A 26,087-nucleotide genomic window follows, 5' to 3' on the forward strand; every position below is an offset into this window, starting at 1 on the left:
CGATGTCCTCGTTACAGGAGTATTGCCTACGTCACCTGACCTGGCGAATCGACCCCACCCGCCCCCGTCAGCCCTCGTCGCCGTCCGGCACCAGCAGGCTGAGTGCCCAGCTCACGATGCCCATCACGATGGCGCCCCAGAACGCGGGCCAGAACCCGTCGATCTCGAAGGGCAGCTTGAACACGCTCGCCAGCCAGTCCACGAGCAGGAACAGCGCCGCGTTGACGAACAGCGCGAACAGCCCCAGCGTGATCACGTAGAAGACGCAGCCCAGCAGGTGGATGACGGGCTTCAGGATGGCGTTGACCAGGCCGAAGATCAGCGCGACCACGATGAGGGTCAGGATGCTGCGCGTGGTGGTCGCCGCGGTGATCTCGATGCCCGAGACGACCAGAGTGGTGACCCAGAGCGCGACTGCGTTGATCACCCAGCGGATCAGAAAGCCCATATGGTCATCTTCTACGCCGAAACCCACATCTGCTGGCGAATATCGCAGGCGAGTCATACCGTGAAGCAATGACCGAGAACGTGGCAGGGAACGCGTACGACGTGCCCGAGGCCGACGCGCTCGAGCAGTCGACGCCGGCGGATCCCCTGGCGGACGCCGAGGACCGCAACAACGCCCTCCCGCAGGAGCCACTCGGAGGGCCGGACGAGCCGGTGCCGCCGGCCTCCGAGTGGGACAAGATCGAGCAGAACGTGGTGGTCGTGCCCGCCGACGAGGACTACTCCTGAAGCACCCAGCTCGGGTACTTGATGACGAACTCACCCATGGCGTCGTTCCGCAGCGCCGCGAGCAGGTCTGGCGCAACCTTCGGATCGAGCTGCTCGAACGCCTGTCCGCCGGACGTGCCGCCGTGGAACGTCGGCTGGCTGATGCCGATGATGCCGGCCGCCTCGACCCGGTCCAGCCGCATCGCCAGGCCGAGCAGGCTCAGGTCGCCGGTGTGCAACGTGATCCCGGGGGTGCGCACCAACTGGTTCACCTTGCCGATGTCACGCAGGACCGCCAGGTCACCGGCCCTCTTCGCGAGCCCCAGCAGCACCCGCTGGCCGATCCGATCCCGGTCGTAGGCACCGTGGGGCGTTCCCCAGCGCTGGCGGACCAGGTCCGCCACCTGGGCCCCGGAGTAGTCCTGGCAGCCGGCCGGGTAGGCCTTTCCGGTGTGCTGCGAGGTCACCAGCCGGGGCAGGCAGACCGGCAGGCCGCCCAGGGTGTCGGTCACCGACCGCAGCGCAGAGAACTCCACCTCCGCCACGGCGTCGGCCCGCACGCCGGTGAGCCGTTCGACGGCCTGCCGGACTCCCTCGGCGCCGCCGTAGAAATACGAAGCGTTGATCTTGTTTTTGCCCTCGCCGGGAATGTCGGTGGCGACGTCCCGCTCGATGGAGACCAGGTAAGCCTCGCTGCCGTCCGCGGGCAGGTGCACCAGCATGATCGTGTCGGCGCGGGAGTCCGTCATGGTGCCGCGCCGGTCGAGCCCGAGCAGCAGCAGGTTCAGTGGGCCCTGCGGAGCCGCCACCGGCGAACCCGTGCCCCCCAGCTGCGCCGGCAGGGACAGCTCCCCCCGCCACAGCTGCACCGGCAGGGCCAGCGCCAGCGCGACGACCACGGCGGCGGCCCCGGTGCGGGTCGCCGTGCGGCGGCGGCGACGCCGGGCGGCCAGCGTGTCGATGGTCCGGCGCAGCGGCTCCAGTGCGGGCGCCTGCTCCTCGTGGCGGGCGAACGCTCCGCGCAGTTCTTCCTCGATCATCGGACTCCTCCCAGGCTCAGCTGCTCCGCCGACGCCCGCAACCGGGTCAGCGCTTTCGAGATGTACCCACGGGCCGCGCCGACGGAGCAGCCGAGCATCTCGGCGATCTCCGCATCCGGCAGGTCCTCGTAGTAGCGCAGCACCAGCGCCGCCCGCTGCTGCCGCGGCAGCGTCGCCAGCACGGACCAGATCAGGTCGCGGTCCGCCGAGCGCTGCGCATGATCCACGGGCACGGCGACCGCCTCGTCGGCGTCGGGCCGCAGGAACACCCGGCGCAGCCAGGATCCGCGCCGCCAGTCCACGTACTGGTTGATCATCATGCGTTTGACGTAGCGCTCGGGCGCGTCTGCCCGAGCCACCCTGCGCCAGTTGAGCTGGACCCGGACCATCGTCTCCTGGACGAGGTCCTGGGCCGTGTGCTGGTCACCCGTGAGCATCACCGCGTAGCGCGCGAGCGCGCCCAGCCGCGAGTTGACGAATTCCTCGTACGTCACAGCCACCTCCTCGACTCACAGGACGTGTCCGGGTGTTCAGAACATTGCCCGGTACTGTTGTGCGGCGTGACCGTAGTCGACACTCTCCAGGCCCTGGCCGCGCCCCCGCTGGCCGCCGCCGACTTCAATCCCCTGAATCCGACGGACTGGTTGAACCTGTTCGGACCGGCCGCGCTGTTCGGCGTCTGCTTCATCCTGTTCGCAGAGACCGGCCTCATGGTCGGCTTCTTCCTGCCCGGCGACTCGCTGCTGTTCATCGCGGGCGTCTTCGCCTCCGGCTTCCTGGAGTCCAAGGGCGTCCAGCTGCCGATCGGCTGGCTGCTGGTGCTCGGGCCGATCTGCGCGATCATCGGTGCCCAGCTGGGGCACTGGCTGGGTGCGAAATACGGCCCCAAGATGTTCAACAAGCCCGACTCCCGCCTGTTCAAGCAGGAGTACGTGCGCAAGGCCGAGCACTACTTCGAGAAGTTCGGCCCGCGCAAGGCCATCGTGCTGGCCCGCTTCATCCCGATCGTGCGCACCTTCATGAACCCGGTCGCGGGCGTGCTGGGCATGCCGGCCAGGCAGTTCTTCGTGTGGAACGTGGTCGGCGCGATCCTCTGGGTCGACGGCATCCTGCTGGCCGGCTACCTGCTCGCCGAGCAGATCATCAGCGCGATCGGCGGCCCCGAGCACATCGACAAGTACATCCTGCCGATGGTGTTCCTCATCGTGTTCCTCTCGCTGATCCCGGTCTTCATCGAGATCATCCGCGAGCGCAAGGCCAAGAAGCGCGGCATGCACGGCGACGAGACCGTCGTCATGAGCAAGGTCGACATCGGCTGACCAGAGCGCAGAAAGAGGGGGTACGGCCGACGGCCGTACCCCCTCTTCACGTCCTGCTCAGGCAAGAAGCGCCTTCAGGCTGAGCCGTCGCTCCCTCAGGCAAGAAGCGCCTTCAGGAAGATCGCTTGCATCTGGCTGGGGTCGGTGACCTGGAACGCCGCGCCGCCGGTGGTGTCGGCGAGCGCCTGCAGGTCGGACAGCTTGACGTCCGGGCCGAGGCCCAGCAGCACCACCCGGACCGGCTTGGTCACGTCGGCCAGCTTCTCCAGCTCGCGCTGCATCGCGCGCAGCTGCATGCCGGAGCTGTCCCGGCCGTCGGTGAAGACCACCAGCGTGTTGCTGCGGCTCGGGTCGAAGCCCTTGATCAGCTCGCGGTAGCCGTCGAGGATCGAGGCGTAGAGCGGGCTCACGTCGGTCGGCAAGGGCGCGGCGTGCTGGACGGCCCCGTTCAGCTTGTCGCGCTGCGTCTTGGTCAGCTCGGCGAGCGGCACCAGGGGCGCGTGGCCCTGGCCGGCGAAGGCCCACAGGCCGACCTCGCTGTCGTCGGTGAACAGCCGCAGGCCCTTCTCCGCGGCGCTGCGCAGCACCTGCATCCGCACCGCCGTGTTGCCGCCGCCGGTCATCGTGCGGCCCATCGACGAGGTGGCGTCGACCAGCGCGATCACGCGGGACGGCGTCTTCGCGGCGACCCAGACCGTCATCGCGCCGCGGACCTTGTTCATGTCGTTCAGCGGCTGCACGAAGACGTTGTTCGAGGTGACGCCGTGCCCGGTGGGGAAGCCCGTGGAGGCCTCGCCCTCCGGCGAGCGCAGACCCTTCTCGGCGAAGACCGACTTGTACTCGCCGCTGCGCAGCGCCTGCGAGAACAACGCCGCCGCGGCGGCCAGCGGGCGTGGCTGGCGGGCCCGCACGGCGAACGGGAAGTCCAGCGTCGGCGCCTGGGCCAGGGTGATCGCGGCCATCGGGGCCTTGGGCGTGGCGGCGTTGTAGGCGATCACGGCCTGCTCGCTGACCGGCGCGCCGGTCATGCCGGCGGCGTACGCCTTCCACAGCGCCCCGGTGTCCGCGACCGGTCCGCCGATGCCGCGGTACACCGCGACCAGCGCGGGCAGGTCCGCCTCGGAGGCGACGACCGCGTCGGACAGCATCATCGCGCCGACCATGCCCGCGGTGTCGCGGCGCGGCTCGACCACACCCAGCTTGAGCGCGGGCGTCTTGCTGAACAGCATGCTCTTGAGCAGCGTCGCGTCGACGCCCGCACCGAGCTTGTCGGACAGGCCCCGGGCGACGGTCTCCGGCACGGCGAGCACCACCGGGCTGGCGGCCACGGACGGGGCGGTGGCGTCGAAGATGTCCTTGTCCACCGCGCGCACCCGGCCCAGCCAGTACGACGAGTCGGGCACCCAGACCACGGGCAGCTCGGAGTCGGACGGGGTCGGCGCGGCCTTGCCCGCCACGTCGACCGACCCGCCGGCCCAGGTGCCCAGCGAGTTGGCCAGCTCGTAGGACGGCTTCTCGACGACCTCGACGCGGACGCAGTCCTCGCCGACCATCGGGCTGGTGGCGCTCCAGCGGGAGCCGATCTCGGTGAGGGCCGGCGCGACGGCCGGGTCGGCCGCCACGGTCAGGGTGATGCCGGCGCTGCCGCAGCCGTCGGCGTCCGCGCTCACCGAGCGCAGCACGACGGTGGCCAGGCCGCACACGGACAGGGCGCTGACGATGATGACGGGAATCCGTACGGCACGGCGACCGAACAGGCCGGTCCGGCGGGCGGGTGCCTCGGGGGCATCCCAGCCGTGCCGGATATGGCGTCCAGACATGGGTGACTCCCAGTGAGGGGGGCGGCGGCGCCGAGCCCCGCGGCGGGGGTTACCGGGGGCGGCTGCACGCCTGACTGGGCGTCAGCTTAGATGCCTGTCAGCCGACTGCAACCAGGTGTGGACAAATTTCACTCACGGTTGCGGCGGCCTGCGCTCCGTGATCGTTATGGGCGTCCATGGCTACGAAAAGCGCCATGGGGCGCACACTCCGTGACGGAGTGCGCGCCCCACGGCGCTTCAGGGCCTTGCCAGGGTCAGCGAGCCTTCTTGGTCGCGCGCTTGCGCGGCGGCGTCAGCAGCTCGGCGACGGTGGCGATGGCGGACGGCACCAGGCTGTAGTAGGCCCACACACCGCGCTTGTCGCGGTTGAGCAGGCCCGCCTCGGTGAGGATGCGCAGGTGGTGGCTGACCGTCGGCTGGGACAGGCCCAGCGGAGCGGTCAGGTCACAGACGCACGCCTCGCCCTCGGGGGCAGACTGGATAAGGCTGAGCAGCCGAAGACGGGCCGGGTCGGCCAGCGCCTTGAGGACGCCGGCGAGGCGCTCCGCGTCGGCACGCTCGATCGGCTCACCAGCGAGGGGCGAGATTTGAGGCAGCGGGGTTTCCACCAGAGCTGTTCCCACGTGATTTCTTCCTTCCAACAACAGCATCGATCCACCTACATATTAGCAGGTACAGATCGGAGTTCCGTTAGGCCGACAGGCCAAGGTCCGCCAACGTATAGGCGGCTCGGTACGACAGTCCGGCAGCACGCACCGTATCGCCCGCGCCTCGATCGACAATAACCGCAACACCGATGACCTCGGCACCCGCCTCCCGCAGTGCATCAATAGCGGCAAGAACACTACCGCCAGTAGTCGAGGTGTCCTCGACAGCGAGCACGCGGCGGCCGGCCACCTCGGGTCCTTCGATGCGGCGCTGGAGTCCGTGCGCCTTGCCGGCCTTGCGCACCACGAACGCGTCCAGCGGACGCGAGGCGGTGTGCAGCATGGCGGCGGCGACCGGATCGGCGCCGAGCGTGAGACCGCCCACGGCGTCGAAGTCCCAGTCCGCGGTCAGCTCGTTCAGCACGCGCCCGACCAGGGGCGCAGCAGCGTGGTGCAGGGTGATCCGGCGGAGATCGACGTAGTAATCCGCCTCCTGTCCGGAGGACAGGACCACCTTTCCCCGAACCACCGCGAGGTCAGTGATGAATTTACGCAGGTCGTCGCGGTCGGACATGGCACGGACACTACCCGCCGATCCTGAGAGCTCGATCTAGGGGGGTGCGTTGACCTCCCCACACGGCTCAGCTGTCGGATTCGGTGTCCCGGCCGGTGCGCACCCGGGCGCCGCGCGCGAGCCGCCGCAGCAGCCGCGTCGGGGTGTGCCGCATGAATCCGACAAGCACTTTGTATTTCCAGCTCGGAACGCTCACCGTGCGGCCCCGCCGCAGGTCACGCAGGCTGTCCGAGACCACCTGAGGGGCTTGCAGCCACAGCCACTCCGGCGTCTTCGTCATGTTGATTCCGGCCCGGTCGTGGAACTCCGTACGGGTGAATCCCGGGCACAGCGCCATCACCCGTACGCCGTGGTGCGCCACCGAAAGAGCCACCGACTCGCTGAAGTTGGTGACCCACGCCTTACTGGCCGGGTAGGTGCTACCAGGCATCGCCGCGCCGAACCCGGCCACCGATGAGACATTGATGACATCTCCGCGGCCGCGCGCCGCCATCACGGGCAGCGCCGCGTGCGTCAGCCGCATCACCGCCTGCACGTTCACGGCCAGCAGGTGCAGCTCCTGCTCCACAGTGGATTTCAGGAACGGCGTGTTCAGCGACAGCCCCGCGTTGTTCACCAGCAGGTCCACCGGGCGGGCGGTGTCGCGCAGCCGCGCCTCGACTAGCTCGCAGCCCTCCGGGGTGGCCAGATCCGCCGAAATGACACTCGCCCGCACGTCGTATGTCCTGCTCAGAGCCTCGGCGAAGTCGGCCAGCCGGCCGGTGTCGCGGGCCACGAGCACCACGTCCCACCCGTCGGTGGCCAGGCGCACCACGAACGCTCGCCCGATCCCGGCGGTCGCGCCGGTCACCAGCGCGGTGCGCCGGTCACCAGCGGGCTCCGGTGTGGCCTCGGGTGCCGCCGCGGCGGCGGGCACGGCGGTGCCGGCGGAGGAGGCTGCGGTGGAGGAGGAAGAGGAGGACATCGGTTCACCTCAGGCGGTCGTCGGCGGGGGCACCGCGGGGGTGTCGGGGCCCGGCGGCAGCGACCGCGTCCGGCTGAAGAACTCGTTCGCAGCCGGGAGGGCGAGCAGCACCGCAGTGGCAATGTAGCCGAGAACCTGGGCCGCCGAGGAGAGCCCGGTGAGCCCGGCCCACCAGCCGGGGAAGGAGTCGACGAGGGCCTGCGCCCCGCGGGTCACCGACGGGTCGCCGCCGCCCTGCACGGTCACGTTGCCGGAACCCAGGCTGGCCGCCCCGGAGATGCCGCAGCAGGAGACCAGGATGCCGAGGCCGCAGGCGATCCAGGTGAGGATGCGGGCGACCCGGTTGCCCTGCCAGACGCCCCAGGCCAGGGCCAGCAGGATGATCGCGGCGACCACCAGGACCAGGGCGCTGATCACGAGGCCGACCTTGAGGCTGTTCTCCAGGGTGTGCAGGTCGGCGGAGTTCACGCCCTCCAGCACGGCCCGCACCCGGAACCGGTTGAGCACGCTGTTGATCGCAGCCAGGTGCAGCAGCGCGTTCACCAGGTTGAGCAGGGCGAGCAGGGCGAGGATCGCGGCTGCCGCGGTGACCACCGCGGGTCGGCCGGCCGGCGGTCTGGGCCCGGCCGGGGACACCGGCTCCACCGGAAACGAGGCGGATTGCGTCATTGGCGTACCCCCGATGCGGCCCGAAGATTGCTCCAGATCGGAAGTTACCCGCACTACCAGGGACTATGTGCCTGATTGGGGATTTCGCCGACAGCACGCGGGGCCGGCGCGACCCGCGCCGGCCCCGCGGTGTGGCAGGTCAGACGGTCGGGTACGCCGGCGGCGTCCACTCCGGCGCCGGCTTGCGGAAGTAGGCGTTCGACGGCGGCAGCGCCAGCATGATGATCACAGCCAGCATCGACAGCAGCAGCACCACGCTCAGCAGCGTGCTCACGGTCGTGGACCAGGCCGGCATGGCGTCGGCGAGCCGCTCGGTCACCTCCGCCTGGTCGATGCCGCCGGTGTTGGAGGCGCCGAAGCTGCTGCCCACCGACTGGAACGCCAGGCCGAACCCGACGCAGCACAGGCCGATGCCGGCCAGCACCCAGGTGGTGATCCGGGCCCACTGCTTGCCACGGCCCACGAACAGGCCCAGCACGACGAAGAGCACGGCGAGCAGCACGTAGACGCCGGCTCCGGCGTAGGAGCCGATCATCGCGGCGGCGGCGCTGGTCTCCGCGAGGTTGGCGTCCATGCCCGCATCACGGTAGATGCCCTCGATGAGGCCCTCGGGCATCGACGCGAACGTGTACACGGAGATCGCCGAACTGATCACCAGCACGGCCGAGATGACGTAGAGCAGCAGGGCGGACACGGAGACCGTGCTCGGACGCGGGCCGGAGCCCGGCGCGGCGGGGACGAGGTAACCGCTCGGAGGTGGCGTGTACGACATGCAGCACACCGTAATCGCCGGCCGCCACGAGCGCCTGCGACCTCAGATCGATCGGTGCTCACCCCTCAGGAGGAGACGTCGCCCCCGCCCGCCCGGCTCAGGCCAGCTTGAGCGCGTCCCCGTCCCGGTCGATGAGCACCGTGTCGCCGTCGCGGATCTCCCCGGCGAGCAGCGCCTTGGCCAGCTTGTCGCCGATGGCCGACTGCACCAGCCGCCGCAGCGGGCGGGCGCCGTACACCGGGTCGTAGCCGTGGCCGGCCAGCCACTTGCGGGCCACGTCGGAGACCTCCAGGGTGAGCCGGCGGTCGGCCAGCCGCCGCCGCAGCCGGCCCAGCTGGATGTCGACGATGTGGGTCAGCTCGTCCGGGGTCAGCGCGTGGAACACCACGATGTCGTCGAGCCGGTTCAGGAACTCCGGCTTGAAGTGCGTGCGCACCATCGCCATCACCGCGTCGGCGCGCTGCTGCTCGTTCAGCGCCGGGTCGGTGAGCGCGTGCGAGCCCAGGTTCGAGGTGAGGATCAGGATCGCGTTGCGGAAGTCCACGGTGCGGCCCTGGCCGTCGGTGAGCCGGCCGTCGTCGAGCACCTGCAGCAGCACGTCGAACACGTCCGGGTGGGCCTTCTCCACCTCGTCCAGCAGCACCACCGAGTAGGGGCGGCGGCGCACCGCCTCGGTGAGCTGGCCGCCCTCCTCGTAGCCGACGTAGCCGGGCGGGGCGCCGACCAGCCGGGCCACCGAGTGCTTCTCCGCGTACTCGCTCATGTCGATGCGGACCATGGCCCGCTCGTCGTCGAAGAGGAACTCGGCCAGGGCCTTGCCCAGCTCGGTCTTGCCGACGCCGGTCGGCCCGAGGAACAGGAACGAGCCGGTGGGCCGGTCCGGGTCGGCGACGCCCGTGCGCGCCCGGCGCACCGCGTCGGAGACCGCGCCGACGGCTTCCACCTGGCCGATCACGCGCGAGCCCAGCGACTGCTCCATGCGCAGCAGCTTCTCGGTCTCACCCTCCATCAGGCGGCCCGCCGGGATGCCGGTCCAGGCGGCGACGACCTCGGCGATGTCGTTGGCGCCGACCTCCTCCTTGAGCATCGCGCCGTTGGTCTGCAGCGCGGCCAGCTCGGCCTCGGCCCGGGCCTGCTCGCGCTCCAGCGCCGGGATGCGCCCGTAGCGCAACTCCGAGGCGCGGCCGAGGTCGAGGTCGCGCTCGGCCCGGTCGGCCTGGTCGCGCACCTCCTCCAGCTGCTCCTTGGCCGCCGAGATGGCCTGGATGTGCTGCTTCTCGTTGCGCCAGCGGTCGGACAGCGCGGCCATGTGCTCGCGCTTGTCGGCCAGCTCGGCGCGCAGCTTGGTCAGCCGCTCGGCGGACGCCGGGTCGGGCTCCTTGGCCAGCGCCATCTCCTCGATCTCCAGGCGGCGCACCTGGCGCTCGATCTCGTCGACCTCGGTGGGCCGGGAGTCGATCTCCATGCGCAGCCGGGAGGCGGCCTCGTCCACCAGGTCGATCGCCTTGTCCGGCAGGAAGCGGTCGGCGATGTAGCGGTCGGACAGCCCCGCCGCGGCGACCAGCGCTCCGTCGGTGATGCGCACCCCGTGGTGCACCTCGTAGCGCTCCTTCAGGCCGCGCAGGATGCCGATGGTGTCCTCGACCGTCGGCTCGCCGACCACCACCGGCTGGAAGCGGCGCTCCAGCGCCGGGTCCTTCTCGATGTTGTCGCGGTATTCGTCCAACGTGGTCGCGCCGACCATGCGCAGCTCACCGCGGGCCAGCATGGGCTTGAGCATGTTGCCCGCGTCCATCGAGCCCTCGCCCTTGCCCGCGCCGACGACCGTGTGCAGCTCGTCCAGGAAGGTGATCACCTGGCCGTCGCTGCCCTTGATCTCCTCCAGCACGCTCTTGAGCCGCTCCTCGAACTGCCCGCGATACTGCGCGCCCGCGACCATCGCGCCCAGGTCGAGGCTGACCAGCTTCTTGTCACGCAACGACTCGGGCACGTCGCCGGCCACGATGCGCTGGGCCAGGCCCTCGACGATCGCCGTCTTGCCGACGCCGGGCTCTCCGATCAGGACCGGATTGTTCTTGGTACGCCGGGAGAGCACCTGGATCACGCGGCGGATCTCGGCGTCGCGGCCGATCACCGGGTCGACCTTGCCGTCCCGCGCCCGCGCGGTCAGGTCCACGCCGTACTTCTCCAGCGCCTGGTACTGCTGCTCGGGGTCGGGGCTGGTGACCCGGCGGTCGCCGCCGCGGATCTGCGGGAACGCGGCGACCAGGGCCTCCTCGGTCGCACCGGCCTGCTTGAGGGCCTTGCCGACCGCGCCGCCGACCCGGGCGAGGCCGGCCAGCAGGTGCTCGGTGGAGACGTACTCGTCGCCGATCGGGCGGGCGATCTGCTCGGCGGCGTTGATCGCGTTGACCAGCTCCCGGGACAGGCTCGGCTCGGCCACGCTCGACCCGCGGGCCGACGGCAGCTGCTCGACCGCGCGCGCGGCGGCCCGGCGTACGTCGGCGGGGTTCGCGCCGACGGCGCGCAGCAGCCCGGCGGCGGTGGACCCGCCGGTGTCGAGCAGGGTCAGCAGCAGGTGCCACGTCTCGACCGTGGCGTGGCCCCGCTGCTGCGCCGTCGCGGCCGCTTCCGTGATGACCTCGCGGCTCTTCGTGGTCAGACGCTGAGTGTCCATACGCTCCCTCGGCTGATGGTCTCCGAACCAAAGTTGAGCCTACTGCACTCAACTTATTCGGGCCAGTCTGGAGGGTCGCGCCGGCGGCTACCGCAGTGTGACCTTCGCCCAGGTGCGCTGCCAGCCGTGGCCGGTGCCCAGATAGAACTCGCCCGGCGCGTCCTGCTGGGCGAACAGCGTGCCGTCGGCCAGCTCGGTGACCCAGCCCAGCCGCGGCGTGCCGGGAATCTCGACGTAGCGGTCGGCGAGGTAACCGACGGCGTCCGGCCCGGCGATGGCCAGCAGCCCGTCGCCGGCCGGGGCCACCGAATACATCTGGTTCGGCCGCTCCCGCAGGCCCTCGATCGGGCGGGCCCGCCAGGCGCCGTCCACCAGCTGCCAGATCAGCGGCAGGCCGGTGGCCTTGAGCACCGAGCCGCGCTGCAGCGAGGTCCCGCCACCGGCGGACATCATGTCCTGCTCGCCGACGAGCCACGCGTCACCGGTGGGGGAGACCCGCACGGACAGCATCCACAGCTTGCGACCGGGCTGCTCCGGCACGGCCAGCCGCTGCCAGGTGCGCCCGCCGTCGACGCTGCGGGCGGTCTCCCTCGTCGGCTCGAATCTGGTCAGCCAGATCGCGCCGTCGGGCGTGGCGACCGCGCCCGCGCTCTGATAACCGTCGGGCAGCGGCACCGGCTCGCCCGTCCGCCAGTCGCGCAGCACCGGCTCGTCCGCGGCGAAGTCCACGCCGTAGCGGACGCCGGTGGCGGCGTGGTAGTCGGCCGGGACCGTGCGGCTGAAGGTGAAGGTCAGGCCGCCGTCGCGGGACAGGTGGTAACCGTCGGCCACCTCGCCCCAGATCATCATCTGCTGCGGGCCGACCACGTACAGCTGGATGCTCTTGTCCTCGGCCAGCGGCATCGGGCGGGCCTGCCAGGTGGCTCCGGCGTCCGCGGTCGCGAACAGGCGGCCCCGGCAGGGCCCGCTGCCGGGGCAGTCGGTGAAGACGGCGTAGCCGTGGCGGGCATCGGCGAACTCGACGAACGGCCGGTAGTCCGGTGGCACGCCGACGTCGGCCGAGCGCTCGGTCACCTCGGCCCGGGCGGGTGGGGACCCGGTCGCGCCGGGCAGCGCGGCGGAGGGCGCCTCGCCGCGCGGGGTGCAGGCCGCGGTCAGCGCGAGCCCGAGCGTCAGGACGAGCAGCGGCCGTAGCCGGCCCGCGAACCGATTCACGCTGGTGGAAGTCATACCCGGTCGAGCCCTGAGCCGGCGGCCCGGTTCCCGTGGACGGGGGGTGCGGCCGTCGATGGCCCGCCGTCACCCTCCCCTGACGCCCAGCGGGCGTGCGGGGTTGGTCGCAATGCGTAACAGGTTGATGAAAGTCCTTGCCTTGACCTTCCCTTGACCTGGGAGAGCACGCTAGCGTGTCGCGGCAGCAGCGCCGCTGACTTTGGCCGCGTCTTCCACAAATCCCGCGTCATCACAGCGGAGGAGATAACGATGAGCGCTCCCCCGGCGGTGTTCCGAGGATTCGCCAACCCGGTCGACCCCACCCCCAACGAGTTGCGCACCTGGGCGTACGCGCCGAACTCCGTGCCGCTCACCGCCATGCCGCCGGACTGGGACCTGCTCGTCTCCGGTGACCGGCTCATCGGGACCCTGTTCGACCTGGCGATGGACACCAGTTGTCCGGCCCGCCGCTTCACCATGCACTGCCTCTACATCTACGCCGCCGACGCGATCCGCACCGGCTTCAAGGCCCACCCTCGGCGCAAGCTGCGCAAGATGGTCGAGGAGGCCGAGGAGGAGGGCGACGAGCAGATGGCGATCTGGGCCCACAACACCCGCGTGCTGCTGGCCCGCCCGCAACTCTTCGACTACCACGACTGGTGCGAAGGCGGCCTCGTCCGCCACTCGCGCAGACTTCAATAGCCGATGGCTCTGCGGCCTTGACTGGAACATTCACCGACGGCTCTGCGGCCTTAATCGACGTCATGCTCCGCGTTCGCTCCGCATGACGTCGAGCGGCCGGCAACCGCCCTCGGCTACGCACACACGGCTCCCCGCGGCACCTGACCGCGGGGAGCCGTGGCGCGATACGACTATTTCTTGTCCATCTTGTCGATCGCGTCTTTAGCCATGTCCTGGGCCTTGTCGACGTGACCGGCATACTTGCCGCCGGTCTTGCTGTCGACCGCGTCGCCGGCCTGGTCGACGGCCTTCTTGGCCTTGTCCTGCATCTGCTTGGCCTTGTCCGAGGCCTGGTCCGCCTTGTCGTCGATGCCGAGGGCGTCCTTGGCCTTGTCCAACATGCCCATTTAATCCCCCTCCGGGCCAGTCCGACAATTCGGACTGTTCCCGTATCGAGGATACCGGCCGGCGACCTTGCGAGCTCAGGCTTCGGCTGAACGCGGCCGCCACACGACCAGCGCCGTCGACGTGCGCGTGCTCGGCAGCAGATCGGTGCGCGGGAACGCGGAGATGGTCTCCAGCTGCGCCAGCCGCCGCTCGGCATACGCGAGCTGCTGCTGAGCCTGCTCCAGCCGCTCACGCAACTCCAGCACCAGGCGCTCCAGGTCGATGATCCGCTTGACGCCGGCCAGGCTGACGCCCTCCTCCTGGCTCAGCCGCTGGATCTCGCGCAGCAGTTCCACGTCGCGCAGGCTGTAGCGGCGGCCGCCGCCCGCGGAGCGGCCCGGCTCGACCAGACCCATCCGGTCGTACTGCCGCAACGTCTGCGGGTGCATGCCGGCAAGCTGCGCGGCCACCGAGATGAGCAGCACCTTCGCCTGTTCATCCACTGTGGATCACCTCCGTTCCAGGTGGTCCCGCCGCACCGGCGGGGCCAGCTCGGTGAAGCGCGCCAACGCCTCCCGGGCTTCCTCGGAGAGCTGCTGCGGCACCACTATCTCCACGGTAACCAGCAGATCCCCGCTGTGGCCATCACGTTTGGGCACACCCTTGCCGCGCACCCGCAGCAGCCGCCCACTGGGCGTGCCGGCCGGCACCTTGACCTTCATCATGCCGTCCAAAGTGGGCACCCGGACCTCCGCGCCGAGCACCGACTCGGCGAAGGTGACCGGAACGGTGACGGTCAGATCGTCGCCGTTGCGGCCGAACATCGCGTCCGGGCGCACGATCGCGCGGATGTAGAGGTCGCCGGGGGCGCCACCGCGCTCGCCCGGCTCGCCGCGCCCGGCCAGCCGGATGCGCTGCCCGTCGGAGACGCCCGCCGGGATGCGTACGGTCAGCGTGCGGGTCTTGGTCACCCCGCCGGTGCCGTGGCACTCCGGGCACTTCTGGTCGACGACCGTGCCCACACCCTGGCAGTCGCGGCAGGCCTCGGAGAAGCCGAACGCGCCCTGGTTGCGGTTGACCACGCCGGTGCCCTGGCAGTGCGGGCAGGCCCGCGGGCGGGTGCCCGGCTTGGCCCCGTCGCCGTGGCAGGTGTCGCACACGCCCAGCGTGCGCAGCGTCAGCGGCTGGGTGGTGCCCTGCACCGCGTCGGCGAAGTCCAGGAAGATCTCGGCCTCGACGTCGCGGCCGCGGGCCGGACGGGCCGGAGCCCCGGTGCCGGCCCCGCCGGAGAAGATCGAGCCGAACAGGTCGGAAAAGCTCGCGCCGCCGAACCGCTGGTCCGGACCTTGCCGCCCGCCGCCCTGGCCGAACAGGTCGTTCACGTCGAAGTGCTGGCCGCCCGCGCCGCGGGCGCTGCGCCGAAACGCGCCGGCCTCGAACAGCGAGCGCATCTCGTCGTACTCACGCCGCCGGTTCTCGTCCGACAGCACGTCGTACGCCTCGGACACCGCCTTGAACCGTTCCTCCGCGGCGGTGTTGCCGGGGTTGTGGTCCGGATGCAGCTCACGAGCGAGCCTGCGGTACGCCTTCTTGATCTCGCTGGACGTGGCGTCCTTGGCCACTCCGAGCACGGCGTAGAAATCCTTCTCCAGCCAGTCTTTCGAGCTCATCCGTCCCCCTCCCCCTGTCGTGATCGAAGCTCCCTCCCCGCGCCCGGGATCGGGCGGGGGAGGGAGCCCCGGTCATGGTGTCATTCCGGTGCGGCGACAGCCACCATGGCGGGGCGCAGCAGGCGCTCGCCCAGCAGGTAACCGCGGCGCATCACGTCGATGCACGTCGGCTCGGTCACGTCGGCGGACGGCAGGTGCGCCACCGCCTCGTGCCGGTTCGGGTCGAAGGTGTCACCCTTCTCGCCGAACGCGGTCAGGCCGAACTTCGCCACCACCGCGCCGATCTGCTCGGCCACCGCGCCGAACGGCCCGCTCAGGTCGCCGTGCTCACGCGCCCGGTCGAGGTCGTCCAGCACCGGCAGCAGCGCCGACAGCACCTGGCCGGTGGCGAGCTCGGCGGAGACCGTGCGGTCGCGCTCCACCCGCTTGCGGTAGTTGGCGTACTCGGCGGTCACCCGCTGCAGGTCCGCGGTGCGCTCCTCGAGCGCGGAGCGCAGCTGCGCGAGTTCCGCGCCCAGCGCCGCGGGCGCCGCCTCGGCCGCGGGCGCGGCCGTCGCGGTGACCGGCTCGGCCTCCACGACCTCGCCCTCCACCGCCTCGGCGGCGTCCGGCCCGGCCTCGGCCGCCGCCTCGGGCTGCGGGGCGACCGGCACCTCGACGGTGTCCTGCTCCCCGGCGGCCTGGTCGGTGACGTCCGCGGTCGGATTCTGCTCGGTGCTCTCCGGGGCAGGGGTCTCCTGCGCCGGAGCGGGCTCGGTGTCGGCCGCCGGGGCGGCCGGCGTCGCCGGCTGCTCGGACATGGTCGCTCCGCTCGGGCTGATCTTCCGCTTGTTCTTGATCACGATGCGCTCGCCGGCGGGAGACTGCTCCTCCGCCGGCGAGGCACCCTGTGCTGCTCCGGTCACTTCTTGCCCTCGTCGTCGATGATCTCCGCATCCACGACGTCGTCGTCCGCGCGACCACCGGCCGCCGGGCCCTGCTGCTGGCCCGCACCGGCCGCGGCCTGGCTGTCGGCCTGGCCGTACAGCGCGGAGCCGGCCGCCTGGGAGACCTGGGCGAGCTTCTCGTGCGCCGACTTGATCTTCTCCAGGTCGGTGCCCGCCAGTGCGCTGCGCAGCTCGCTCAGCGCGTCGTTGATGTTCTCCTTGGCGTCGGCGGGCAGCTTGTCGCCGCTCTCGGCCAGGAACTTCTCGGTCTGCCACTGCAGCGCCTCGGCCACGTTGCGGGTCTCGGCCTCCTCGCGGCGGCGGCGGTCCTCGTCGGCGTGCTCCTCGGCGTCGCGGCGCATGCGCTCGATGTCGTCCTTCGGCAGCGACGAGCCGCCGGTGATCGTCATCGACTGCTCCTTGCCGGTGCCGAGGTCCTTCGCCGAGACGTGCACGATGCCGTTGGCGTCGATGTCGAAGGTGACCTCGATCTTCGGCACGCCGCGCGGGGCCGGCGCGATGCCGGTCAGCTCGAAGGTGCCGAGCTTCTTGTTGTACGCCGCCATCTCGCGCTCGCCCTGGAAGACCTGGATGAGCACGGAGGGCTGGTTGTCGTCCGCGGTGGTGTAGACCTCGGAGCGCTTGGTCGGGATGGTGGTGTTGCGCTCCACCAGGCGGTGCATGATGCCGCCCTTGGTCTCGATGCCCAGGCTCAGCGGGGTCACGTCCAGCAGCAGGACGTCCTTGACCTCACCCTTGAGCACGCCGGCCTGCAGCGCGGCGCCGACGGCGACGACCTCGTCCGGGTTGACGCCCTTGTTGGGCTCCTTGCCGGTGAGCTGCTTGACCAGCTCGGTCACCGCGGGCATGCGGGTGGAGCCGCCGACCAGGATGACGTGCTCGACGTCGGACAGCTTCACGCCCGCGTCCTTGATCGCCTGCTCGAACGGCGCCTTGCAGCGGTCCAGCAGGTCCTGGGTCATCCGCTGGAACTCGGCCCGGGTGAGCGTGACGTCCAGGTGCAGCGGGCCCTCGGCGCCGGCCGTGATGTACGGCAGGTTGATGCCGGTGGTGTTGGCGGCCGACAGCTCGATCTTGGCCTTCTCGGCGGCCTCCTTGAGGCGCTGCATGGCCATCTTGTCGGCGCCCAGGTCCACGCCGTACTGGCCGCGGAAGGTCTTCACCAGGTGCTCGATGATGCGCTCGTCCCAGTCGTCGCCACCGAGGTGGTTGTCGCCGGAGGTCGACTTGACCTCGACGACGCCCTCGGCCAGCTCCAGCAGCGAGACGTCGAACGTGCCGCCGCCGAGGTCGAAGACCAGGACGGTCTGCTCCTTGGAGCCCTTGTCGAGCCCGTACGCCAGCGCGGCGGCGGTGGGCTCGTTGACGATGCGCAGCACGTTGAAGCCGGCGATCTCACCGGCCTCCTTCGTCGCGGTGCGCTGCGCGTCGTTGAAGTACGCCGGGACGGTGATCACGACGTCGGTCACGGTCTCGCCGAGGTAGGCCTCGGCGTCGCGCTTGAGCTTCTGCAGCACACGTGCGGAGATCTCCTGCGGCGTGTACTTCTTTCCGTCGATGTCGACGGTCCAGTTGGTGCCGACCTCACGCTTCACGGACCGGATGGTCCGGTCGGGGTTCGTCACCGCCTGGCGCTTGGCCACCTCACCGACGAGCACCTCACCGTTCTTGGCGAACGCCACGATCGAGGGCGTCGTGCGGGAGCCCTCGGCGTTCGCGATGACGGTGGGTTCGCCACCCTCGAGCACGGCCATACAGGAGTTGGTCGTACCCAGGTCGATGCCGACCGCACGTGCCATTTTCGTGTTCCTCCAAGATCAAGGTTGCCGCAGATTCAAGTTGAGTCCGGACGGCTCAATAGTGACATGAGACCGCGAAGTGTCAAGCGGAAGGTTGAGTCGGTCACACTCAAGTTTGACGGTGTCCTAGTGAGTTGTCCCATTTCCGCTTACGCTTCCCCTGTGTATGACCAACGAGTAACCGAGGAGGGCGCGGCGCGGACCGGCCCTCTGCTCGCGGTGGTCGGCGGGCCGACCGGCGCGGGCAAGTCCACGCTGGTCAACAGCCTGGTCCGGTCACCCGTCAGCGCCACCGGCATCCTGCGCCCGACCACCCGCAAGCCCGTGCTGACCTGCCACCCGCGCAGCGTCGCGGCGACCCACGTCGCCGGACTGCACCCGATCGCCGCCCCCGCCCTGCCCTCGCACGTCGCGATCGTCGACGCGCCGGACCTCAACGCCATCGACCAGAAGAACCGGTCGGTCACCGACGCCGTGTTCGAACAGGCCGACCTCTGGATCTTCGTGACCACCGCGAGCCGCTACGCTGACGCCGAGGCGTGGCGGCACCTGAGGGCCGCGCAGCAGCGCCGGGTCGACCTGGCGGTGATCCTCAACCGGCTGCCCACCGAGGCGGCGGACGAGATCCTGCCGCACCTGACCCAGCTGCTCGGCGAACCGGTGCCACTGTTCGTGGTCGCCGAATCGGCGCTCGACCGGCAGGGCATGCTCTCGGACCGAGTGGTCACCCCGATCTGGGAGTTCCTCGACAAGACCGCGAGTGCGAAACTTGCCGAGTCAAGATGACACCGGACGGCCGCTCCCGCGGACGACGAGGGTTCAGGTCGGCACGGCGTCGGCTGAGGAGAGCGTGAGGAGGGACCAGTGACCCACTCCACCCCCGGCAGTGAGTCCGTCACCACCAAGCTCGACATGGTCCAGCAGTTCGTCGACCTGGCGGGCGAGCACCTCGCCGGCGAGCCGGCGCTGGAGAACGCGCGGACGGTGGTGGAACGCTCCGCCGACCGGCTGCGGCTGGCCCGCGGGTTCACCACCATAGCGCTGGCCGGCACCACCGGCAGCGGCAAGTCCAGCATGTTCAACGCGTTCACCACGATCGACCGGTCGCCCGCGGGCATCCTGCGCCCGACCACCTCCGAGCCCTACGCGTGCGTCTGGGGCAGCCTCACCTTCGCCGACGAGCTGCTCGACTGGCTCGGCGTCTCCTCGCGCCGCCGGTTCACCCGGGAATCGGCCCTGGACGCCAACGACGAGGTCGGCCTGCGCGGCATGATCCTGCTCGACCTGCCCGACGTCGACTCCGTCGAGCCGCGCCACCGCGCCGAGGTCGACCGGCTGCTGCACCTCGTCGACGTGGTCATCTGGATCTGCGACCCGCAGAAGTACGGCGACCAGCTCGTGCACGAGGGTTACCTGCGCCAGCTCGCCAGCTCGCGCGACGGCCTGATCGTGGCGCTCAACCAGACCGACCGGCTGCAGCCCGCGCAGCTGCCCAAGGTCGGCGCCGACCTGCGCCAGCTGCTCGACGAGGGCGGCCTGTCCAAGGTCCCGCTGGTGCCAACGTCGGCCACCGGCGAGGTGCCGGCCCTGCCGCCGGCCAAACGCGGCCCGATCAAGCCGAAGCCCGGCCCGTTCATCGCCGAGCGCTCCCCGCGCGGCCACTCCGGCGTCTCCGCGCTGCGCGCGCTGCTCGAACCGATCATCCTGCGCGGCACGCTGGCCGAGGAGTCCGTCGACCGCGACCTCACCGCGAGCATCGCCGACCTGTCCAAGCTGGTCGGCGGCCCGGCCAGCCCGCCCTCGATCAACCCGCTGGTCCGCGGGCTGTCCTCGGCGGGCACCGATTCCGCGCGCATCGAGCAGACCATCCAGGCGTACGCCGGCAGCGCCGCGGTCGGCCTGCCCGGCCCCTGGGCGAAGGCGGTCACCCAGGCGGCCCGGTCCCGCCTGCACGAGCTGCCCGCCGCGCTGGGCCAGGCCGTCGCGTTCGCCGACGCCCAGCGCCCCCGCCGGATGTGGCTGCCCGGCGGCAAGAAGCGCGCCGATCAGAAGACCGAGATCGTCCTGCGCGCCGAGATCGACAAGGTCGCCCTCCGGTACGTCGTCGAACCGGTCCGCCGCGCCCTCGCCGCCTACGAACGCTCCCGTACGACGCTGAGCTGAGTTCCCGATCTAGATGATCTGTCGCTGCTCCGGCGGCGACAGATCATCTAGATCTTTTTGGCGCCGCGTCGGGACGCCACGCTTTCCCGGAATTCGCGCTGATCGCGCGGGCGGCGGCCGGCAAGATTTGTTTCTGCGGACGCTGGACGTCGCTATGACCACCTCCAGCGTCCACAAAAACGGATCAACGCCTGGACCCACCACGGTGGTGGTGGCGCTGGGCCTTGGTGGTGCGGTGTTCGGCCTTCGCCTTGCCCCGATGAACTTTGGCCTTGCTGTGGGCGGCCTTGCTGCGCACGGACTTGCTGTGGGCGGTCTTGCTGTGGGCGGCCTTCGCCTTGACCGCGTGACGCCGGGCGTCGGCCCCGTGCTCCCGCTGGGGCCGGGCTTCGCTGCGGTGGCCCATGGGGGTCGCGGACCGCACCGGAACGCGTGAGTTCAACTCCGCGGACACGCGTGACTTCAGCGCACTACCGGCGAGCAGCCGTGACTTCAGCGGACCGCCGGTGGATGCGCGTGAGTTCAGCGGGTCGCGCGCGCTCGCGTGCGGGAGGCGGACGGCGGCGGGGCGGCGCACGACCGGCCCGGCCGGGCGCACCGGTGCGACCTGCACCGCGCTCGGGCGATGTGCCGGAATCGGCCGACGGATCGGACCGGGCCGCGCACCCGGTTCGCCGCCGGTGCCATGACCGCCAGGTCCGGTCGGCCGGGCCGGGCCACCGGATCCGCCGCCGGGCCAGCCCGGCCAGCCCTGACCTGTCGGCCGACCGGGACCGCCCGGCCAGCCAGGGCCACCGGGCCGGCTCGGCCCGTCCGAACCCGGCGGGCGGCCAGGACCTCCCGGCCAGCCAGGACGACCCGGCGGGCTGCCAGGGTGGTCGTGCCCGCCGGGGTGGTCGTGCCCGCCGGGCGCGCCAGACCCGGGATGCCACGGACTGCCCGGAAACGAAGGCCCGCCCGGAAAGGCGGGTCCGCCAGGGAAGGAAGGTCCGCCAGGGAAGGAAGGTCCGGCAGGGTCGGCGGGGCCTCCGGGCGCGGGCGGTGCGCCCGGTGTGCTCGGCTGCGCCGGGCCGGTCCGGGGCGGGAGCGGCCGGGCGGCGCGCCAGATCGGTCGGATCGGCAACGTGGTGGTGGGCCGGCGGCGTTCGAGCGCGGGTACGGCGACGTCGTCGGGTCGGTCGTCATGGTCGTCCTCGTCGTGCTCCCTCGCGGGTCCGGCGGGCTGGGCCAGCCCCGGGTCGGCCTGCGGGGCGGGCCGCACCGGCCGTTCCGGCAGCCGGAAGGGCGCCTGGGCGAAGTGGTCGCCGGGCACCACGAAGGGCTCGACCGGACCGGCCAGGCGGGCGCCGAAGTCGGGGTCGACGCCTTCGACACCGGCCCGCAGCACGATCCACGTCGGCACGGCGGTGATCCCGACCAGCAGCGTGACCAGGAGTCCGTACCGGCGGGACGGGGATCGGCGGGCGGGCGGGGCGGGCCGGGTGCGGAACGCCTCCGGCACCGCGGGGGGCGGTGGCGGCGGTGGCGGAGATCCGAACAGGTCTTCCAGAAAATTGTCGTCGGGCATCGAAGTGCTCCTAGGGCACGGGGGAATTCGCCCAGAATGCCCCAGCCAATGCCATGATCCGGGTATTTGGGGTATACGTAGACCCAGGTTTTTCCGCCGACGGTTGCCAATATCACCTGCCCGGCCTGTGACTGCCGCCACCGATACGGCAGTATGGGGGCCAGGCGGCAGCGTGGCCGTGGTCACCGCGTACTCCGGTCCACTACTGCCGCAGCCAGGCGTCTTCTGCCCCCACGAGGGACATGACGTGGCGCCACCGATGCGCGGCAGACACACCCCGTCGCCGACGCACCACTGACAGGGAGAACACGGATGACCAAGGTCGAGCGCGCGGCAGCCCGCCGCGGAGGAAAGCGCTCGGGACCCCCCGAGCCGGAGTTCGTACAGCTCCTCACCCCTGAGGGCGAGCGAGTCTCACACCCCGACTACTCCGTCGACTTCACCGATGACGAGCTGCGCGGCCTGTACCGCGATCTGGTCACGGTGCGCAAGCTCGACGCCGAGGCGACCGCCCTGCAGCGGCAGGGTGAGCTGGGCATCTGGGCCAGCCTGCTGGGCCAGGAGGCGGCGCAGGTCGGTTCCGGCCGGGCGCTGCGCAAGCAGGACATGGCCTTCCCGACGTACCGGGAGCACGGCGTCCTGTACTGCCGCAACATCGACCCGATCATGCCGCTGGGCCTGTTCCGCGGCGTGGACCAGGGCGGCTGGGACCCGGTGGCGCACCGGTTCAACATGTACACGATCGTCATCGGCGCGCAGACGCTGCACGCGACCGGCTACGCCATGGGCATCGTCAAGGACGGCAAGGTCGGCGACGACGACGAGACCAGCGAGGCCGTCATCGCCTACTTCGGCGACGGCGCGACCAGCCAGGGCGACGTCAACGAGGCGTTCATCTTCGGCAGCGTGTACAACGCGCCGATCGTGTTCTTCTGCCAGAACAACCAGTACGCGATCTCCGAGCCGCTGGAGCGGCAGACCCGCATCCCGCTGTACCAGCGCGCGGCCGGCTTCGGCTTCCCCGGCATCCGGGTCGACGGCAACGACGTGCTGGCGACGTACGCGGTGACCCGCGCGGCGCTGGACAACGCCCGCCACGGCCAGGGCCCGACCCTGGTCGAGGCGTACACGTACCGGATGGGCGCGCACACCACCTCCGACGACCCGACCCGCTACCGCGTGGCCAGCGAGGTCGAGGCGTGGCAGGCCAAGGACCCGATCGTGCGCATGCGCAAGCTGCTGGAGAAGCAGGGTCTGGCCGACGAGGCGTTCTTCGCCGCCGTCGACGAGCAGGCCAAGGTCGAGGCCGTGGCGCTGCGCGAGCGGGTGCTGTCGATGCCCGACCCGGACCCGGCGACCATGTTCGACCACGTCTACCCCAACGGTTCGCCGCTGATCGACAAGCAGCGCGCCGAGTTCGAGTCCTACCACGCCTCGTTCGAGGGGAGCCACTGATCATGGAGACGCTTACCCTCGGCAAGTCGCTCAACCTGGGCCTGCGCCGCGCGATGGAGGACGACAGCAAGGTCCTCATCATGGGCGAGGACGTCGGCAAGCTCGGCGGCGTCTTCCGCATCACCGACGGCCTGCAGAAGGACTTCGGCGACGAGCGCGTCATCGACACCCCGCTGGCCGAGGCCGGCATCGTCGGCACCGCGATCGGCCTGGCGCTGCGCGGCTACCGCCCGGTCGTCGAGATCCAGTTCGACGGCTTCGTGTACCCGGCGTACGACCAGATCGTGTGCCAGGTGGCGAAGTTCCACTACCGGTCCCGGGGCAAGGTCAGCCTGCCCATGGTCATCCGGATCCCGTTCGGCGGCGGCATCGGCGCGGTCGAGCACCACTCCGAGTCGCCCGAGGCGTACTTCTCGCACACGGCCGGTCTCAAGGTCGTGGCGTGCAGCAACCCGTCCGACGCGTACTGGATGATCCAGCAGGCCATCGCCAGCGACGACCCGATCATCTTCTTCGAGCCCAAGCGGCGCTACTGGGAGAAGGGCGAGGTCGACACGGCCGCGCCGCTGTCCTCGGCGTACCCGCTGCACAGCTCGCGGGTGCTGCGCTCCGGCGCGGACGCGACCCTGCTGGCGTACGGCCCGATGGTGCGCACCTGCCTGGACGCCGCGACCGCGGCGGCCGAGGACGGGCGCAACCTGGAGGTCATCGACCTGCGTTCGCTGTCCCCGCTGGACATGGCCCCGGTGTTCGAGTCGGTCCGCAAGACCGGCCGCGCCGTGGTCGTGCACGAGGCTCCCGGCAACATCGGCCTGGGCGCCGAGGTCGCGGCCCGGATCTCCGAGGAGTGCTTCTACTCCCTGGAGGCCCCGGTGCTGCGGGTCACCGGCTACGACATCCCCTACCCGGCCTCCCGGGTGGAGGAGGAGTTCCTGCCCGACCTGGACCGCGTGCTCGAGGCCGTCGACCGTTCCTTCGGGTTCTGAGGGGGCTGACCTATGGCGATCAACCAGTTCCCCCTGCCCGACCTCGGTGAGGGTCTCACCGAGGGCGAGATCCTCAAGTGGCTCGTCGCCGAGGGCGACGTCATCGAGCTGAACCAGCCCATCGTCGAGGTGGAGACCGCCAAGGCCGCGGTCGAGATCCCGGCGAAGTGGGCCGGCACCGTCGTCAAGATCTTCGTGCCTGAGGGCACGGTGGTCGAGGTCGGCTCCCCGATCATCTCGATCGACACCGGCGGCCCGTCCGCGCCGGTCGCCGACGACATGTCCCAGGGCGCCGCCGCGCAGGCCGAGAAGGCCGCGGAGGCGACCGGCGGGCTGATCGGCGAGACCACGGCGTCCGGCCGCACCGCGGTGCTGGTCGGCTACGGCCCGCGGGTCACCGCCGCCAAGCGCCGCGCCCGCAAGGACGCGCCTGCGGCTCCGGCCCCGGTGGCCGCGGCTCCGGTGGCCGCACCGGCCCCCGCGCCGGTCGCGCCTGCCCCGGTGGCTCCGGCTGCCACGGCGCCGGCGACGAACGGGCACGGTGTGCTCGCCAAGCCGCCGGTCCGGATGCTGGCCCGGACCCTGGGCGTGGACCTGTCCACGCTGACGGGCACCGGCCCGCAGGGCTCGATCACCCGCGACGACGTGCAGGCCGCGCTGGCGGCCCCGGCCGCCGCCGCGCCGCGTGCGCAGGTGGTCATGATCCCGGGCGAGCGCGAGACCCGGATCCCCATCAAGGGGGTACGCAAGCTCACCGCCGCCAACATGGTCGCCTCGGCCTTCACGGCTCCGCACGTCACCGAGTTCCTGACGGTCGACATGACGCGGTCGATGAAGGCGCTGGAGCGGCTCAAGGCCGACCGGGAGTGGCGCGACGTGCGCGTCTCACCGCTGCTGCTGGTCGCCAAGGCGGTGCTGCTGGCCGCCAAGCGCCACCCGATGGTCAACTCGTCGTGGGACGAGGCGGCGCAGGAGATCGTGGTCAAGGACTACGTGAACCTGGGCATCGCCGCGGCCACCGAGCGCGGCCTCATCGTGCCGAACATCGCCGACGCGGGACGGCTGTCCCTGCGGGAGCTGGCCGACGCGATGACCGACCTGGTGGCGACGGCGAAGTCGGGCAAGACGCCGCCGTCGGCGATGTCCGGCGGCACGTTCACGATCACCAACGTGGGCGTGTTCGGCGTGGACACGGGCACCCCGATCCTGCCGCCGGGCGAGGCCGCGATCCTGGCCTTCGGCGCGGTGCGGGAGACCCCGTGGGCGCACAAGGGCAAGGTCAAGCTCCGCCAGGTGACCACGCTCGGCCTCTCGTTCGACCACCGCATCATCGACGGCGAGCTGGGCTCGAAGTTCCTCCGGGACATCGGCGCCTTCCTGGCCGACCCCGAGGCGATGTTCCTCGCCTGGACCTGATCTCTGATGGGACGATCTCGCGTGGACCGCGGGCACGGCGCACCCGTGCCGGAACCGGCCCGTGCGAGATCGTCCTGAGGAGCCGAACGTCATGATCCATGACACTGATCCGTTCGCGACCCCGGAGTCGGCGCGCAGCAACGTGCGCCGGCTGCGGGGTCGTTTCGGCATGACGGTGTGCCTGTGGACCGCGCCGGGGCCGGCCGGGCTGACGGTGTCGTCGACGCTGGTCGCGGACGGCGACCCAGGACGGCTGCTGGGCATCGTCGACGACGAGTCGGAGCTGTGGCCGGCGATCAAGCGGGCGGGCGTGTTCGCGGTGACACCGCTGGGGGAGCCGCACCGGCAGCTGGCCGACCGGTTCGCCGGGCTGATGCCCGCGCCGGGCGGGCTGTTCAAGCAGGAGGCCTGGACGCAGACGCCGTACGGGCCGATCCCGGTGGGCGCGGGGACCTGGGCCGGCTGCCGGCTCGACGGCTCCCGGCCGTTCGGCTGGGGCCTGCTGGTCGAGGCGAGCCTGGTGGAGATCACGCTCGGTGACGCCGTGCCACCGCTGCTGCACCACCGTGGCAGGTACACGACACTGTCGTGATCAAGGCGGTTCACGG

Annotated in this window: 26 protein-coding genes; 9 read left to right on the plus strand and 17 right to left on the minus strand. The window is 71.0% G+C overall.

The features are described from left to right. Positions 1-67: 67 nt before the first annotated feature. Positions 68-448, minus strand: a complete 381-nt coding sequence (locus HAV39_RS07425) for a phage holin family protein (protein ID WP_191838462.1) — start codon at positions 446-448, stop codon at positions 68-70. A gap of 68 nt (positions 449-516) precedes the next feature. Here HAV39_RS07425 and HAV39_RS07430 point away from each other — a divergent pair, with 68 nt between their 5' ends. After that, positions 517-735 carry a hypothetical protein gene (locus tag HAV39_RS07430; RefSeq protein WP_191838463.1) on the plus strand — a complete coding sequence of 73 codons (219 nt, stop codon included), beginning with the start codon at positions 517-519 and terminating at the stop codon, positions 733-735. Here HAV39_RS07430 and HAV39_RS07435 read toward each other — a convergent pair. Together HAV39_RS07435 and HAV39_RS07440 are read right to left on the minus strand one after the other, a co-directional pair. Then, positions 726-1,754 (minus strand): LCP family protein, encoded by a 1,029-nt coding sequence (locus tag HAV39_RS07435; RefSeq protein ID WP_191838464.1) that lies wholly within the window; start codon positions 1,752-1,754, stop codon positions 726-728. The genes HAV39_RS07430 and HAV39_RS07435 overlap by 10 nt on opposite strands. Further along, on the minus strand, positions 1,751-2,248 hold the full coding sequence (locus HAV39_RS07440) for a SigE family RNA polymerase sigma factor (RefSeq protein ID WP_191838465.1): 498 nt from the start codon (positions 2,246-2,248) through the stop codon (positions 1,751-1,753). The genes HAV39_RS07435 and HAV39_RS07440 overlap by 4 nt, the downstream gene beginning before the upstream one ends. A gap of 66 nt (positions 2,249-2,314) precedes the next feature. Here HAV39_RS07440 and HAV39_RS07445 point away from each other — a divergent pair, with 66 nt between their 5' ends. Beyond that, positions 2,315-3,073 carry a DedA family protein gene (locus HAV39_RS07445; protein ID WP_239120459.1) on the plus strand — a complete coding sequence of 253 codons (759 nt, stop codon included), beginning with the start codon at positions 2,315-2,317 and terminating at the stop codon, positions 3,071-3,073. A 95-nt stretch (positions 3,074-3,168) separates the two neighbouring features. On the opposite strand, the gene HAV39_RS07450 is transcribed toward HAV39_RS07445, so the two are convergent. From HAV39_RS07450 to HAV39_RS07485, 8 genes are all read right to left on the minus strand, one after another. After that, positions 3,169-4,893, minus strand: a complete 1,725-nt coding sequence (locus HAV39_RS07450; protein ID WP_191838466.1) for a VWA domain-containing protein — start codon at positions 4,891-4,893, stop codon at positions 3,169-3,171. Between the two features lie 254 nt (positions 4,894-5,147). Then, positions 5,148-5,543 carry an ArsR/SmtB family transcription factor gene (locus tag HAV39_RS07455; RefSeq protein ID WP_120317708.1) on the minus strand — a complete coding sequence of 132 codons (396 nt, stop codon included), beginning with the start codon at positions 5,541-5,543 and terminating at the stop codon, positions 5,148-5,150. 40 nt (positions 5,544-5,583) lie between these two features. Continuing rightward, complete coding sequence (gene pyrE, locus HAV39_RS07460) at positions 5,584-6,114, minus strand: orotate phosphoribosyltransferase (RefSeq protein WP_120317707.1); 531 nt, start codon at positions 6,112-6,114, stop codon at positions 5,584-5,586. A gap of 67 nt (positions 6,115-6,181) precedes the next feature. Further along, positions 6,182-7,078: an SDR family NAD(P)-dependent oxidoreductase gene (locus tag HAV39_RS07465; protein WP_191838467.1), complete on the minus strand. Its 897-nt coding sequence runs from the start codon at positions 7,076-7,078 to the stop codon at positions 6,182-6,184. A gap of 9 nt (positions 7,079-7,087) precedes the next feature. Next, positions 7,088-7,747: a hypothetical protein gene (locus HAV39_RS07470; protein WP_191838468.1), complete on the minus strand. Its 660-nt coding sequence runs from the start codon at positions 7,745-7,747 to the stop codon at positions 7,088-7,090. A 139-nt stretch (positions 7,748-7,886) separates the two neighbouring features. After that, positions 7,887-8,519 carry a hypothetical protein gene (locus HAV39_RS07475; RefSeq protein ID WP_191838469.1) on the minus strand — a complete coding sequence of 211 codons (633 nt, stop codon included), beginning with the start codon at positions 8,517-8,519 and terminating at the stop codon, positions 7,887-7,889. A gap of 97 nt (positions 8,520-8,616) precedes the next feature. After that, positions 8,617-11,196, minus strand: coding sequence for an ATP-dependent chaperone ClpB (clpB, locus tag HAV39_RS07480; protein WP_191838470.1), 2,580 nt, complete (start codon positions 11,194-11,196; stop codon positions 8,617-8,619). An 87-nt stretch (positions 11,197-11,283) separates the two neighbouring features. Continuing rightward, on the minus strand, positions 11,284-12,411 hold the full coding sequence (locus HAV39_RS07485; protein ID WP_191838471.1) for a beta propeller repeat protein: 1,128 nt from the start codon (positions 12,409-12,411) through the stop codon (positions 11,284-11,286). Between the two features lie 267 nt (positions 12,412-12,678). Between HAV39_RS07485 and HAV39_RS07490 the strand changes: the two genes are divergently transcribed. Then, on the plus strand, positions 12,679-13,110 hold the full coding sequence (locus tag HAV39_RS07490; RefSeq protein ID WP_120317701.1) for a hypothetical protein: 432 nt from the start codon (positions 12,679-12,681) through the stop codon (positions 13,108-13,110). A 170-nt stretch (positions 13,111-13,280) separates the two neighbouring features. On the opposite strand, the gene HAV39_RS07495 is transcribed toward HAV39_RS07490, so the two are convergent. The 5 genes from HAV39_RS07495 to dnaK form a co-directional block, all read right to left on the minus strand. Further along, entirely contained in the window at positions 13,281-13,496 is a 216-nt protein-coding gene (locus tag HAV39_RS07495; protein WP_120317700.1) for an antitoxin, read from the minus strand. 75 nt (positions 13,497-13,571) lie between these two features. Then, positions 13,572-13,979 carry a heat shock protein transcriptional repressor HspR gene (locus tag HAV39_RS07500; RefSeq protein WP_120317699.1) on the minus strand — a complete coding sequence of 136 codons (408 nt, stop codon included), beginning with the start codon at positions 13,977-13,979 and terminating at the stop codon, positions 13,572-13,574. Between the two features lie 6 nt (positions 13,980-13,985). Then, a complete protein-coding gene (gene dnaJ, locus HAV39_RS07505; protein WP_120317698.1) occupies positions 13,986-15,146 on the minus strand; it encodes a molecular chaperone DnaJ in 1,161 nt (386 codons plus the stop codon). Positions 15,147-15,226: 80 nt separating this feature from the next. After that, positions 15,227-16,051: a nucleotide exchange factor GrpE gene (gene grpE / locus HAV39_RS07510; RefSeq protein ID WP_191838472.1), complete on the minus strand. Its 825-nt coding sequence runs from the start codon at positions 16,049-16,051 to the stop codon at positions 15,227-15,229. After that, positions 16,048-17,892 carry a molecular chaperone DnaK gene (gene dnaK / locus HAV39_RS07515; protein WP_120317697.1) on the minus strand — a complete coding sequence of 615 codons (1,845 nt, stop codon included), beginning with the start codon at positions 17,890-17,892 and terminating at the stop codon, positions 16,048-16,050. Before dnaK ends, grpE begins: the two co-directional genes overlap by 4 nt. A gap of 162 nt (positions 17,893-18,054) precedes the next feature. Here dnaK and HAV39_RS07520 point away from each other — a divergent pair, with 162 nt between their 5' ends. Both HAV39_RS07520 and HAV39_RS07525 read left to right on the plus strand, forming a co-directional pair. Continuing rightward, positions 18,055-18,678 carry a GTPase domain-containing protein gene (locus HAV39_RS07520; RefSeq protein WP_170213133.1) on the plus strand — a complete coding sequence of 208 codons (624 nt, stop codon included), beginning with the start codon at positions 18,055-18,057 and terminating at the stop codon, positions 18,676-18,678. A 78-nt stretch (positions 18,679-18,756) separates the two neighbouring features. Next, complete coding sequence (locus HAV39_RS07525; RefSeq protein WP_191838473.1) at positions 18,757-20,055, plus strand: P-loop NTPase family protein; 1,299 nt, start codon at positions 18,757-18,759, stop codon at positions 20,053-20,055. A gap of 184 nt (positions 20,056-20,239) precedes the next feature. Here HAV39_RS07525 and HAV39_RS07530 read toward each other — a convergent pair whose 3' ends face one another. Next, on the minus strand, positions 20,240-21,622 hold the full coding sequence (locus HAV39_RS07530; RefSeq protein WP_191838474.1) for a hypothetical protein: 1,383 nt from the start codon (positions 21,620-21,622) through the stop codon (positions 20,240-20,242). Positions 21,623-21,934: 312 nt separating this feature from the next. Here HAV39_RS07530 and pdhA point away from each other — a divergent pair, with 312 nt between their 5' ends. The 4 genes from pdhA to HAV39_RS07550 all read left to right on the plus strand — a co-directional run bounded on the left by pdhA (position 21,935) and on the right by HAV39_RS07550 (position 26,071). Then, positions 21,935-23,077 carry a pyruvate dehydrogenase (acetyl-transferring) E1 component subunit alpha gene (gene pdhA, locus HAV39_RS07535; protein ID WP_191838475.1) on the plus strand — a complete coding sequence of 381 codons (1,143 nt, stop codon included), beginning with the start codon at positions 21,935-21,937 and terminating at the stop codon, positions 23,075-23,077. Next, positions 23,074-24,063, plus strand: a complete 990-nt coding sequence (locus tag HAV39_RS07540; RefSeq protein WP_191838727.1) for an alpha-ketoacid dehydrogenase subunit beta — start codon at positions 23,074-23,076, stop codon at positions 24,061-24,063. The genes pdhA and HAV39_RS07540 overlap by 4 nt, the downstream gene beginning before the upstream one ends. A 12-nt stretch (positions 24,064-24,075) precedes the next feature. Further along, positions 24,076-25,479, plus strand: coding sequence for a dihydrolipoamide acetyltransferase family protein (locus tag HAV39_RS07545; protein ID WP_191838476.1), 1,404 nt, complete (start codon positions 24,076-24,078; stop codon positions 25,477-25,479). Between the two features lie 91 nt (positions 25,480-25,570). Then, complete coding sequence (locus HAV39_RS07550; RefSeq protein ID WP_191838477.1) at positions 25,571-26,071, plus strand: flavin reductase family protein; 501 nt, start codon at positions 25,571-25,573, stop codon at positions 26,069-26,071. Positions 26,072-26,087: the final 16 nt, after the last annotated feature.

The sequence above is a fragment of the Catellatospora chokoriensis genome, from assembly GCF_011297315.1.
GTDB classification, from domain to species: Bacteria; Actinomycetota; Actinomycetes; order Mycobacteriales; family Micromonosporaceae; genus Catellatospora; species Catellatospora citrea.

Excerpts from the sequence above, each read along its gene's own strand:
- pyrE (WP_120317707.1), bottom strand. The coding sequence starts at position 6,114 with ATGTCCGACCGCGACGACCTGCGTAAATTCATCACTGACCTCGCGGTG.
- HAV39_RS07530 (WP_191838474.1), bottom strand. The coding sequence starts at position 21,622 with ATGCCCGACGACAATTTTCTGGAAGACCTGTTCGGATCTCCGCCACCG.
- HAV39_RS07475 (WP_191838469.1), bottom strand. The coding sequence starts at position 8,519 with ATGTCGTACACGCCACCTCCGAGCGGTTACCTCGTCCCCGCCGCGCCG.
- HAV39_RS07545 (WP_191838476.1), top strand. The coding sequence starts at position 24,076 with ATGGCGATCAACCAGTTCCCCCTGCCCGACCTCGGTGAGGGTCTCACC.
- HAV39_RS07435 (WP_191838464.1), bottom strand. The coding sequence starts at position 1,754 with ATGATCGAGGAAGAACTGCGCGGAGCGTTCGCCCGCCACGAGGAGCAG.
- dnaJ (WP_120317698.1), bottom strand. The coding sequence starts at position 15,146 with ATGAGCTCGAAAGACTGGCTGGAGAAGGATTTCTACGCCGTGCTCGGA.
- HAV39_RS07550 (WP_191838477.1), top strand. The coding sequence starts at position 25,571 with ATGATCCATGACACTGATCCGTTCGCGACCCCGGAGTCGGCGCGCAGC.
- HAV39_RS07450 (WP_191838466.1), bottom strand. The coding sequence starts at position 4,893 with ATGTCTGGACGCCATATCCGGCACGGCTGGGATGCCCCCGAGGCACCC.
- HAV39_RS07495 (WP_120317700.1), bottom strand. The coding sequence starts at position 13,496 with ATGGGCATGTTGGACAAGGCCAAGGACGCCCTCGGCATCGACGACAAG.
- HAV39_RS07455 (WP_120317708.1), bottom strand. The coding sequence starts at position 5,543 with ATGCTGTTGTTGGAAGGAAGAAATCACGTGGGAACAGCTCTGGTGGAA.
- dnaK (WP_120317697.1), bottom strand. The coding sequence starts at position 17,892 with ATGGCACGTGCGGTCGGCATCGACCTGGGTACGACCAACTCCTGTATG.
- HAV39_RS07470 (WP_191838468.1), bottom strand. The coding sequence starts at position 7,747 with ATGACGCAATCCGCCTCGTTTCCGGTGGAGCCGGTGTCCCCGGCCGGG.
- pdhA (WP_191838475.1), top strand. The coding sequence starts at position 21,935 with ATGACCAAGGTCGAGCGCGCGGCAGCCCGCCGCGGAGGAAAGCGCTCG.
- HAV39_RS07430 (WP_191838463.1), top strand. The coding sequence starts at position 517 with ATGACCGAGAACGTGGCAGGGAACGCGTACGACGTGCCCGAGGCCGAC.
- HAV39_RS07425 (WP_191838462.1), bottom strand. The coding sequence starts at position 448 with ATGGGCTTTCTGATCCGCTGGGTGATCAACGCAGTCGCGCTCTGGGTC.
- HAV39_RS07490 (WP_120317701.1), top strand. The coding sequence starts at position 12,679 with ATGAGCGCTCCCCCGGCGGTGTTCCGAGGATTCGCCAACCCGGTCGAC.
- clpB (WP_191838470.1), bottom strand. The coding sequence starts at position 11,196 with ATGGACACTCAGCGTCTGACCACGAAGAGCCGCGAGGTCATCACGGAA.
- HAV39_RS07465 (WP_191838467.1), bottom strand. The coding sequence starts at position 7,078 with ATGTCCTCCTCTTCCTCCTCCACCGCAGCCTCCTCCGCCGGCACCGCC.